The organism is Anaerococcus obesiensis ph10 (assembly GCF_000311745.1).
Classification (GTDB): domain Bacteria; phylum Bacillota; class Clostridia; order Tissierellales; family Peptoniphilaceae; genus Anaerococcus; species Anaerococcus vaginalis.
Genome location: NZ_HE978532.1, coordinates 184,597 through 195,865 on the forward strand (window position 1 = coordinate 184,597; position 11,269 = coordinate 195,865).

9 protein-coding genes are annotated in these 11,269 nt (G+C 31.6%); 4 read left to right on the forward strand and 5 right to left on the reverse strand.

The features are described 5' to 3' along the window. Window positions 1-36 precede the first annotated feature (36 nt). On the reverse strand, window positions 37-1,455 hold the full coding sequence (pepD, locus tag HGAG_RS06985) for a beta-Ala-His dipeptidase (protein WP_019118492.1): 1,419 nt from the start codon (window positions 1,453-1,455) through the stop codon (window positions 37-39). A 174-nt stretch (window positions 1,456-1,629) separates the two neighbouring features. Here pepD and HGAG_RS06990 point away from each other — a divergent pair, with 174 nt between their 5' ends. From HGAG_RS06990 to HGAG_RS07005, 4 genes are all read left to right on the forward strand, one after another. Beyond that, window positions 1,630-2,676, forward strand: a complete 1,047-nt coding sequence (locus tag HGAG_RS06990) for a D-alanine--D-alanine ligase family protein (RefSeq protein WP_019118493.1) — start codon at window positions 1,630-1,632, stop codon at window positions 2,674-2,676. After that, the gene (locus HGAG_RS06995; RefSeq protein ID WP_019118494.1) at window positions 2,673-4,052 is read left to right on the forward strand and encodes a UDP-N-acetylmuramoyl-tripeptide--D-alanyl-D-alanine ligase; all 1,380 of its coding nucleotides are present in this window, start codon (window positions 2,673-2,675) and stop codon (window positions 4,050-4,052) included. Before HGAG_RS06990 ends, HGAG_RS06995 begins: the two co-directional genes overlap by 4 nt. 38 nt (window positions 4,053-4,090) lie before the next feature. Further along, window positions 4,091-5,023 (forward strand): 1-phosphofructokinase family hexose kinase, encoded by a 933-nt coding sequence (locus HGAG_RS07000; protein WP_019118495.1) that lies wholly within the window; start codon window positions 4,091-4,093, stop codon window positions 5,021-5,023. A 79-nt stretch (window positions 5,024-5,102) separates the two neighbouring features. Further along, entirely contained in the window at window positions 5,103-6,347 is a 1,245-nt protein-coding gene (locus HGAG_RS07005; RefSeq protein ID WP_019118496.1) for a YkvI family membrane protein, read from the forward strand. 439 nt (window positions 6,348-6,786) lie between these two features. On the opposite strand, the gene mgtE is transcribed toward HGAG_RS07005, so the two are convergent. The 4 genes from mgtE to HGAG_RS11550 form a co-directional block, all read right to left on the reverse strand. Next, a complete protein-coding gene (mgtE, locus tag HGAG_RS07010; protein WP_004839297.1) occupies window positions 6,787-8,145 on the reverse strand; it encodes a magnesium transporter in 1,359 nt (452 codons plus the stop codon). 4 nt (window positions 8,146-8,149) lie between these two features. Next, window positions 8,150-9,355 (reverse strand): S41 family peptidase, encoded by a 1,206-nt coding sequence (locus HGAG_RS07015; RefSeq protein WP_004839298.1) that lies wholly within the window; start codon window positions 9,353-9,355, stop codon window positions 8,150-8,152. Window positions 9,356-9,522: 167 nt separating this feature from the next. Next, window positions 9,523-10,107 (reverse strand): DJ-1 family glyoxalase III, encoded by a 585-nt coding sequence (locus HGAG_RS07020; protein WP_019118497.1) that lies wholly within the window; start codon window positions 10,105-10,107, stop codon window positions 9,523-9,525. A gap of 189 nt (window positions 10,108-10,296) precedes the next feature. After that, on the reverse strand, window positions 10,297-11,269 hold a 973-nt coding region (locus HGAG_RS11550; RefSeq protein ID WP_040401649.1), incomplete at its 5' end, for a MiiA motif-containing surface protein.

Here is an 11,269-nt window from a genome sequence, read left to right on the forward strand (position 1 = left end):
GACTTTGTCTACCCTATGAAAAACTACAAATCTCTTTTATTTTAATTCTTTTAAAAGTTCTATTAAGAATTTATAATTATTTTCTGTTGATTTTATATTTACTCTTTCTTCTGGGCTGTGGGCGCCTTCTATTTCCGGGCCGAATGATACCATTTGGGTCTGATTCATATCTTGTTTTAACAAACCACACTCAAGTCCACCGTGAGTTGTTAAAACTTCTGGTTTTTCTCCATTTAATTTTTCCCAAACATTTTTCATTATTTCCAAAAGTTCGCTGTCTTCTCTTTCCCAGCCTGGATATTCATTTGATGTTTCTACTTTTGCTCCAAACATTTCTACTTGTTTTTTTATAACATCTCGTCTAAATCTTTTTGCTGATGTTACTTCGCTTCTTGCAAGAATTACAAAACTTATTTTTTTATCATCTTCTTCAATTAAACCCAGATTTGAACTTGTAACTAAATTTCCTTTATATTTTTTTACAGGGCCGTCTGCAACAATCATTGTTGCATTTACAATTTTTTCTGACAAATCTCTTGTTAAAACTTCTCCATCAAAGTTGCATTCTTCTATAATTATTTCGCCTTTTGGATCTGAGTTTTTGTATTCGTGAATGATTTCATCTTTTATTATTTCTAGATTTTTTATTGCTTTTTTTGCATCATCTACTTCTACTATCGCAAATGCTTCTGATGGAATTGCATTTCTTTTTACTCCACCTGTAATTTTTCCAATCCTATATGAATCTAGTCCGTCAATTATTCTAACAAGTCCCTTGATTGCATTTAGTTTAAACTTATCAATTTCCATTCCAGAATGTCCGCCTTGGAAATTTTTAAGCTCAATTGAAATAAATTCTCCGTCTGATTTTTCGTATTCTTTTTCAAAAGAATATTTTATATCCATTCCACCAGCACAACCAATTGTAAGAATTCCTTCTTCTTCGCTGTCAATATTTAGAAGATATTTTGGATTTCCCAATTTTTTTGTATCTAAATTATTAACTCCAACCATGGATGTTTCTTCGCCTGTTGTTATCAAAACAGAAATTGGTCCGTGTGAAATTTTTTTATCATCCAAAATTGCAAGAGCATAGGCAACTGCTATTCCATCATCTGCCCCAAGAGTTGTCTTGTTTGCTCTTAGCCAATCTCCATCTATTACAAGCTCAATTGGATCTTTTGAAAAATCGTGGTCTGAACCATTTTCTTTTACACAAACCATATCCATGTGTCCTTGGAGTAAAACTTCTGGATAATTTTCAAAGCCCTTGCTTGCTTCTTTCTTTATATATACATTTAAAAAATCGTCTTGCCAATATTCTAAATTTCTTTTTTTTGCAAAATCTACCAAAAAATTTGAAATTTCTTTTTCATTTCCGCTTTCTCTTGGTATATTTGAAATTTCTTTAAACCAATGAAAAACTTCTTTTGGTTGTAAATCTTTATAATTCATTTTTCCCTCCTTGTTTTTATTTTATATTATACTTTTATTTGTAGAAATAAAAACACGAAAATTTTCAAAAGAAAATAATAAATATTAATTTATTTTTCAATAAAATCTTCTTTTATTTGCTCTAATTTCCAATATGTAGTAAAATTTTTATATAAAATTAGAGTGGGGAGATATATGATTAATACTTATTTATTATGCGGTGGACCTTCAAGCGAGCATGAAATAGCTCTTAGAAGTGCCCTTAATATTTCAAAAAATTTAGACAAAAACAAATACAATTTAAAAATTGTTTATATTGATAAAAAAGGTAGATTTTCAAAAGCTTTCGATTTTATAAATACAGACGATGAATTTGAACTTGTAAAAGAATGCAAAGAAAATATTTTAGAATCAATTTCTGATTTTCTTTTAGAATTAAAAGATAAGGATAAGGAAAATACAATTATAATTCCTTGTGTTCATGGAACTTATGGAGAAGATGGAACTATCCAAGGATTTTTGGATGCAATTGATATAGCTTATATTGGAAATGGACTTTTGTCATCTTCTGTTTGCATGGACAAGGTTACTGCAAACGACATTTTCGAAAAAAATAAATTAAAACAAGCAAGATACCTTTATGCCAATGAAGAATCTTTCGACATTGATTTTGCAAAAAAATGCGAAGAATATATTAAGTTCCCAATGATTGTAAAACCATCAGCAAATGGTTCATCAGTTGGAGTAAACAAGGCAGAAAACATAGACGACCTTTTAAAATTCGGAAAAGAATCTTTAAAATATGATGAAAAAATCTTAGTTGAAGAGGCAATCATAGGTCAAGAAGTAGAAATTGCCATAATCGGCGATAATAAATTAATTGCATCAAAACCTGGAGCTTATGTAACTGACCATATTTTCCTTGACTATGATGCAAAATATTTTGATAAATCTACAAAAGAAATGCTTCCTTATCCAATGGATGAAAATCTTGAAAAAGATTTATTAGAATTTGCAAAAAAATGCTACAAGGCTTGTGGCTGCCAAGGATTTGCAAGAGTTGATATATTTTTAAAAGATAATGAATTTTACATCAATGAAATAAACACCTTCCCTGGCTTTACCCCAACTTCATTTTTTGCAAGACTTTGCAAAATTAGTTTTGACCTAGAATTTTCACAAATTCTTGATATGCTAATTGATGAAGGTTTTAAAAGTTTTCAAAAAAGGAGATTTAAATGATTGAAAGAACTTTAGAAGAAATTGCACAAATGCTTGGTGGAGAAATTTCAAACCCAAAGTATTCTAAAACCAAAATCAAAGGAATTTCAATTGATTCTAGAACAATCAAAAAAGATAATCTCTATATCCCAATAGTTGGAGAAAAATTTGATGGTAGAATTTTTATAGAAGAATGTGAGAACTCTGGAGCTGTTGCCTTTTTGATTGATGAAAATTATAAAATTCCAAAGTCAATTTCAATTCCCTTTGTAAAAGTTTCTGATACAAAAAAAGCCTTGCAAGATTTGGCAAGGGCTTACAGAGATGAGCTTGATATAAAAATAATTGCAATTACAGGTTCAAACGGCAAGACAACCAGCAAAAATTTAATTCATTCGGTTTTGTCAGAAAAATATAAGGTAGAAAAAACTCAAGGAAATTTAAATAATGAAATTGGAGTTCCTTTGACTCTTTTGGATTTTTCAGAAAAAACACAAATCGGTGTTGTTGAAATGGGCACAGAAGATTTTGGAGAAATTTCTCTCCTTTCAAATATTGCAAAACCAGATATGGCAATGATTACAAATATTGGCGATGCTCATCTTTTAAAATTAAAATCAAGAGAAGGAATTGCCAAAGCAAAACTTGAAATTCTTGAAGGCCTAAAAGCTGATGGAATTTTTATCTATAATGGCGATGATGAAATATTAAAAAAAGTTCTTCCTTCCTATACAATAAAACAAAAAACAATAAGTTTTGGCGAGGAAGATGGAGTGGATTTTAAAGTATGTCCAAAAGAATTTTCAAGCACTTACACAAAATTCTCATACGAAAACGAAGATTATTTAGTTCCTTTGCTAGGCACTCATCAAGTTTATAACGGAGCCTTGGCAGTTCTTATTGGAAAATTATTTAATCTTTCTTATGAAGAAATTGATAATGGTCTAGCCAAAGTATCAAATAATGCAAATAGAAATGAATTAATAGAAAGAAATGGCTTTGACATTCTTGACGATGCCTACAAATCAAATCCCCAATCTTTAAAACAAGGACTTGAGCTTGCAGGATTTTTGGATGGATATTTAAATAAAATTGTAGTTTTGGGAGATATGCTTGAGCTTGGCGATGGAGAAAAAAATCTTCATTACAAATCAGGACTTGATATAGATCCCAAAAAAATAAATTATTGCCTATTCTATGGCCCACTTTGCAAAGAAATGTACAAAGCTAGTCTTGAAAATTTCCCAGAAAACAGAAGTTTTTATTTTGAAAATAAAAATGACCTTATAGATAAGTTGAAATTTTTAATAACAAAATCAACTTTAGTTTTTGTAAAAGGTTCTAGAGGACTTCACATGGAAGAAGTCATCGAAGCAATTTATGATTTAAGAGTATAAAAAATAAAAATAGAAAAGATTAATTATTTGGAGGAATTATGATATATACAGTTACCCTAAATCCATCAGTGGATGTAATTTTAGAAGTAAAAAACCTGAATATTGGCGATAAAAACCATGTGTCTGATGAATTTACCCTTCCAGGAGGCAAGGCTCTTAATGTTTCTAGAGTTTTATCACAATTAAAAATCCCTACAATTGCAACTGGATTTACAGGTGGACATCAAGGAAGATTTATAGAAGACTGGCTTGATAAAGAAAATATCATGACAGATTTTGTAAATATTGAAGAAGAAAATAGAACAAATATAAAATTATTACTAGATAACGAGGAAACAACAATAAATTCAAAAGGTCCAAACATAAGCCACTACGAAGTAGATGAACTTTTATATTATTTATCAAGAGTTGGCGAAGGCGATACAATTGTTATGGGAGGATCAGTCCCACCAATGGAAGAAAAATCTGACAAAGATATTTATTCTAGAATGGTTTCAATAGCAAAAGCAAACAAAGCCCAATTTATAGCAGACATACCAGCAGAATATTTGCCAGACGTTATAAAAGAAGGACCAATTCTAGTAAAACCAAACATAGAAGATTTGATGGAAATTTTTGGAACAAAAATTGAAACAATAGAAGATATGGACAAATACGGCAAAAAAATTATAGAAATGGGAGCACAAAATGCCATAGTTTCATACGGCAAAAAAGGCTCAATGTTTTTTAGCCAAAATGGACATTCATATATATCCGAAGAAATTCACATAAATGAAGTAGTAAATTCAGTAGCCTGTCGTGATTCAATGATAGGAGGATTTATAGGAACTTTGGTAAGATCAAGCGATTATCTTGAGGCATACAAAGTTGCCGTAGCAGCAGCAACAGCAACAGCAGAAGTGCTAGACCTACCAACAAGAGAAGAAATTGAAAAAATAATACCAAAAGTAGTAATAAACCAATTTTCTTAAACAAAAAGCCTTGGCATAAGCCAACACTTTTATTATAAAAAATTTTTTATTAAAGGAGAACAAACAAAAAGGAGAAATAATGAATAAAAAAACTATAAGTATAATGCTAGCTTATGTAGGCGTATTAACCGGAGCAGGACTTGCAAGCGGTCAAGAGCTAATGCAATATTTTATTTCCTTTGGAATATCCGGGCTATTTGGACTTATAGCCATAGGAATTTTGCACGTTTTAGTTGGAGGAATAATTCTTCAACTTGGCTCTCACTATTTAGCAGAAAGTCATATCGATGTCATCGAAGAAGTTTCAAGCAAATATTTGACAAAATTTATGGATTTTGCCCTAATAATTAATTGCTTTTTGATGGGTTTCGTAATGATAGCAGGTGCAGGCTCAAATTTAAATCAGCAATTTGGATTTAAACCATGGGTTGGCTCACTAATTTGTACCCTACTAGTAATTTTTATTGGAATGTTAGATTTCGATAAAGTAACAAAAGTAATCGGTGCCTTTACACCACTAATAATTATTTTTGCAATCCTTGGAGCAATTTATACTTTTATAACAATAAAACCAGATTGGCAAAGTCTAAATCAAATTGGACAAAGTGTAAAATCCCCACTGCCAAACATAGGCTTATCCACACTAAATTATTTTGGCTTATGCATGATTAGCGGAATCTCCATGGCATTTGTCCTAGGAGGAAGCAAAACCGATTCAGCCGAAGCAGGACTTGGAGGAATGCTTGGAGGATTGATGGTAGCAATTCTTACAGCACTAGTAGGCCTTACCCTATTTTTTACCCTACCAATGATAAAAGATTCCGACATACCAATGCAAATTGTTTTAGAAAATATCCACCCTGTTTTGGGACTTATGATGTCTTTAATTATTTTTGGAATGATTTTTAACACAGCCATTTCCCTATTTTATTCAGCAGCAAGAAGATTTTCCGATACAGAAAATAAATTTAGAAGAAATTTAATAATATTTACCCTAATGGGTTTTGGACTTTCATTTTTAGGCTTTAAAAAATTAATGTCAATCCTCTATCCAATACTAGGATATTTAGGAATGATACTTACAATTATCCTAGTAGTTGCCTGGTTTAACGAAAGAGAAGAAATCAAACACGAAATGAGAAGAAGGTTCGCAATATCTGTTCTTACAAAAAGAAAACTAGATGACGACGAAGAATTTGGAAAAATGGAAAAAGAAAAACTAGAAAGATTAGCAGAAAATTCCATAATAGACAACAAAGAAATAAAACAAGCCGTTCACGAAGAAGTGAAAGAAGAATTAGAAGAAGAAAATAGCGAAGAATAATAAAATTTAGACTGGATAAGGGCATAAATTCCCTTATCCAGTCTATTTATTTTGCCATATTTTAAAAAAAGATCCCTCCATGCACTCCACTTCGTTTCGTTTAGTCGGGATGGGTGATTCTTAATTTAATTTTATTACTAAAAAATTATTTTATTTTTAAAATTTCTTACACCAATTTTCGAAAATAAAAAAGCTTACTAATCAAAGTAAGCAATAGACTGTTGATAAAGTATACAAATCCTCATGCTAAGAATATCATACGGAAAAAATTGATTTGATTTCAAATTTAAAAATTCGTCAAAAATCGCATTGTTTGAGCGTTAGCGAGTTTGCGATTTTAGAATTTTGAAATTTAGAAATCAACAATTTTGGGAGTCAGATATTCGTGCTTGAGGGTTTGTCTACAATCTGATGCTTACTAATTAAAGTAAGCTTATTTTTATATTCCCATAATTAATTTTGCAATTTGGAAATAGCATATTAATCCTATAGAATCTACAATTGTTGTTATTAGTGGACTTGCCATTATTGCTGGGTCAAAGCCTAATTTTTTTGCTCCCATTGGGAGTAAGGCTCCTACAACTTTTGCTATAATTATTATTACAAAAATTGTTATTCCTACTATGGCTGCAACTTCCATAGCTACTCCGTCAAATAATAGACATTTTAAAAATGCTAAAAATGACATTATAACTCCTACTATAACTCCAACTTCGAATTCTTTAAATACTACTTTATACCAATCTTCAAGCTCTACATCTCCTGTTGCCATTCCACGTATTACAAGAGTTGATGATTGGCTTCCTGCGTTTCCACCGGAGTCTGTTAGCATTGGTATAAACATATTTAGGGCAATTATTGATTCTATTACCCTTTGACTTGATTTTAAAATTGTTGATGTAAATGATGCCGAAACCATCAAAAACATTAGCCAAGGCAATCTGTTTTTTGCAAGTTTTAAGGCTGATGTGCTTGAATATTCTTCTTCATCCGGTGTTGTACCAGCCATTCTTTGGAAGTCCTCAGTTGTTTCAAGTTCCATTATATCCATAATATCGTCAACTGTAATTATTCCAATAAGCCTTCTTTCGCTATCAACAACTGGCAAAGCTGTAAAACCATATCTTCTAAAAGTTTTTGCTACATCTTCTTGGTCTTCGTAAGCTTCCACGCTTATTACATCTTCATACATCAAATCTTTAACTTTTGTATCTAATGAGCTTGTTACAATCAACCTTAGTGAAACATAACCCAATAAAGATTTTGTAGTATTTGTTACATAGCAAGTGTAAATAGTTTCTTTTGTTGAACCTACTTTTTTTATCCTGTCCAAAACTTCTTGGCAGGTCATTTCTGGATTTACTTCTACAAATTCTGTTGTCATCAAACTTCCAGCAGAATCTTCTGGAAATTGTAAAAATTGATTTACTCTTTTTCTCATTTCAGAATCAGAATTTCTCAAAATTCTTTTTACAACAGTTGCAGGCATTTCCTCAAGCGTATCAATTACATCGTCGAAATTTAAAGCTTTCACAATAGCATCAAGCTCAGGATCTGTAATAGAAGTCAAAAGTCTGTGCTTGCCATCTTGTTTTAATTCAGCAAACACCTCAGCAGCATCATCTTTTCTCAAAAGCCTATAAACAATCAAACTTTCTTCATTGTCAAGCTCAGACATAAATTCTTCTATATCTACGGGGTTAGTTCTTCTCAAAGAATCCTTTAAAGCCGGAATATCTTTTTTTTCTAAAAGATTATTTAGTTCTTCAATCCTTTGCTCGCTGTTATAGCTGTTCATAATATCACCCCTTAATTTCTTCTAATAATGTATCCAAAGCCTTATTAAATTGAGTATCCTTGTCAAGATTTTCTATATCCAAAGCTCCATTTTCACTTTTATCTTCAACTTCTACATCAGGTTTTACACCAATTTTGTGAATTTTAGTTTTGTTTGGTGTGAAATATTCACTAATAGTAATTTTTACACCAGACCCATCATCAAGAGGGAAAAGTTTTTGAACAATTCCCTTACCAAAAGAAGTTTTTCCAACAATTTTTGCTCTCTTTCTATCCTTAAAAGCTCCAGCCAAAATTTCAGACGCAGAAGCAGAATTTTCATTTATAAGAACAGTCATAGGAGTTTTGTCCATTTCCTTGTCGCTTTTTTCAACAATTTCTTTGCCTTTTTTGTCAACAGTTGAAACAATTACACCCTCATCCAAAAAAGTATCAGCGATAGCAAGACACACATCAAGCCCACCGCCAGGATTATTTCTAAGATCCATAACAATACCATCAACCTTAGCATCCTTCAAAGCCTTTAGCTCCTTGCCAAATTCTTCCTTAGTAACATCCTCAAATTGTTTTATTTTTATATAGCCGATTTTTTTGTCATCTTTTTCAACAACTTTGCTTTCAACAGTATCAACCTTTACATCAGCTCTTTCAACATCAATATCTTTTTCCTCAGCCTTGCCCTCAGCATTTTTTCTAAGGACAGTAATCTTTACCTTTTCTCCGACATTTCCCCTAATTTTTGACACAGCCTCTTCCAATTGGTCAGAAGAATAAGAAACACCATCAACCTTGGTAATATAATCGCCAACATTGATGCCAGCCTTTTTTGCAGGAGATTCATCAAAAACAGAAATCGCCTTGATATATCCCTCATCACTAGCTTGAACAGCTACACCAATGCCCGCATATTTCCCATTAACATCTTCCATAAGTTTGTCAAATTCTTCCTTTGTATAATAAGCAGTATAAGGATCGCCCAAATTTTCAAACATTCCCTTCAAAGAACCATCATATAATTGCTTATCCTCATAATCAAAAAGGAAATTCTCATCAATCAATTCCTTCATAGCTTCCATAGAAGCCATGTGCTTTTGATTTTGTTCAGAAATCATACGATTATCATTAGAAGAATTCTTTCCGAGAGTAAAACCCGTAAAGCCAGTCCCTATAATCAATAAAAAGGCCAATAAAACCTTACCAATCTTTTTCATAATACCTCCAATTAAAATTTAAAAACCAAAAATATGATTTTTATAGAAATTAAATACCTATCAGTATTCTTATATTTTAACATATATAGACCTTTTTTTAAATAAAAGAAAAAGGCAAAAAAAGAATAAATCAATAAAAATAAAAATTGATTTATTCAAAATTAACATCAAAAATTAAAACCAAAATATTTCTCAACAAAATCTTCCTGAATACCAGCCTTTACACTATTTTTTACATCAACCCCCTTAATAATTTCAATCAATTTCAAAGCCAAAAAAACACTAGCACCAGCGCCCCTTGACGTAAAAATATTTCCATCCACAACAATAAGCTTGTCACTTTTAATATTTCCAACATTCAAAAGGCTTTTTTCCACACTAGGATGACAAACAAGATTCCTATCACTAACAATACCTGCCCTATCAAGAACAGTTGGTCCCGCACAAATAGCACAAATAATTTTTTTCTCCTCATCAAATTTTTTTACAATATCAATAACCCTTTTATCATCCCTAAGATTTTTCGCACCCACACTACCACCAGGAATATAAATCCCATCATAAAAATCCAAATCAATATCATCAATAAGCCTATCCGCCTTAACAATAATATTGTGAGAACCACAAACAAACAAATCATCGCCAACAGAAACCATATCTACAAAAATATCAGCCCTTCTAAAATAATCCACCAAAGTCAAAGCCTCAATTTCCTCAAAACCATCAGCCAAAAAAACTAAAAATCTATCCATAAATTCCTCCATAAATCTATTATACCCACACCCAAAAGTCATATAAAAAATTAATTAATAAAATAAATTTATAATTTTCCATAAAAACTTTTTTAATAAGAAAAAAATAAAATCAAAAAATCCCCACAAAAAAATGAAGACCCGAAGGTCTTCACAAAAAATTATTTTTTATTTTCGAAAAAATTAATTTTAATCATTTTTTCTTTTTTTAGAAGCGAACAATCCGCTTACGGCTGTTGCCAATGTTGCTAAAATAGTTGCAGAAGAACCTACACCTGTTTTAACATTTTTGCCTGTATTAGAGCTATTAACTCTATTTATGCTTCCACTAGCACCAGCATTTGCTTTTTGAGATACCAAATCATTTCCTTTAATGATGTCAACTGAACCATCTGGATAAGTTATAGTAGCAGTTCCATCTTTTCCAATCTCAACTTTTGTTCCTTGTGGGAATTTATCTTTATTAGCATCTTCGATTGCTTTTTTAACCTTGTCTTTTTCCTCATCAGTTAAGTTGTTCTTATCCTTAACTTCAGTTTTTGAAGGAACAGTTGGATCAGTCTTGTCTGCTATTGTTTTATTATCATCTTTATCAGAATTGTTGTCATCTCTTCCTTTTTCGTGTCCTTCAACTGGAACTTCGATTTCAACTTTTCCGCCTGGTAGATCTGGATCTTCAATTGTTACAGTGATTGGTCCATCAACATTTGTTCCTGGAGTTACAATTACATTTCCATTTTCATCAATTTCAACTGGAACGTCTTTACCATCTTCATCTTTAGCTGTAACTTTTGTATCATCATCAGGATTTTCAACTTTGATGCCAGTATCTTGTTTATCATCAGTTGGTTTAACTGGTTTAACATCTCCACCTACTTTTGTACCCTTATCATCGGCTTTTCCTACTGTTGCTGTTGCTTCGTCTGATGGGTTCTTTCCATCTACTGTTGCTGTTGCTTTTACAGTTTCGCCTTCTTTTGGCTCTTTGCCTTCTGGTACTTTTGCTGTCCAGTTTCCTTCTCCATCTGCTGTTGTTTCTACTTTTGTTCCGTCTGGAAGTTCTACTTCAACTTTTGCATTTGGTTCAGCTTTACCTTTGATTTCTTTATCGCCAGCTTTTGGTGCTGTGATAGTTGGTTTTGTTGTTGCTTCTGTTGGATCA

Bases quoted from the DNA above. Each gene is read 5' to 3' on its own strand.
- pepD (WP_019118492.1), bottom strand. From the start codon at position 1,455: ATGAATTATAAAGATTTACAACCAAAAGAAGTTTTTCATTGGTTTAAA.
- HGAG_RS06990 (WP_019118493.1), top strand. From the start codon at position 1,630: ATGATTAATACTTATTTATTATGCGGTGGACCTTCAAGCGAGCATGAA.
- HGAG_RS06995 (WP_019118494.1), top strand. From the start codon at position 2,673: ATGATTGAAAGAACTTTAGAAGAAATTGCACAAATGCTTGGTGGAGAA.
- HGAG_RS07000 (WP_019118495.1), top strand. From the start codon at position 4,091: ATGATATATACAGTTACCCTAAATCCATCAGTGGATGTAATTTTAGAA.
- HGAG_RS07005 (WP_019118496.1), top strand. From the start codon at position 5,103: ATGAATAAAAAAACTATAAGTATAATGCTAGCTTATGTAGGCGTATTA.
- mgtE (WP_004839297.1), bottom strand. From the start codon at position 8,145: ATGAACAGCTATAACAGCGAGCAAAGGATTGAAGAACTAAATAATCTT.
- HGAG_RS07015 (WP_004839298.1), bottom strand. From the start codon at position 9,355: ATGAAAAAGATTGGTAAGGTTTTATTGGCCTTTTTATTGATTATAGGG.
- HGAG_RS07020 (WP_019118497.1), bottom strand. From the start codon at position 10,107: ATGGATAGATTTTTAGTTTTTTTGGCTGATGGTTTTGAGGAAATTGAG.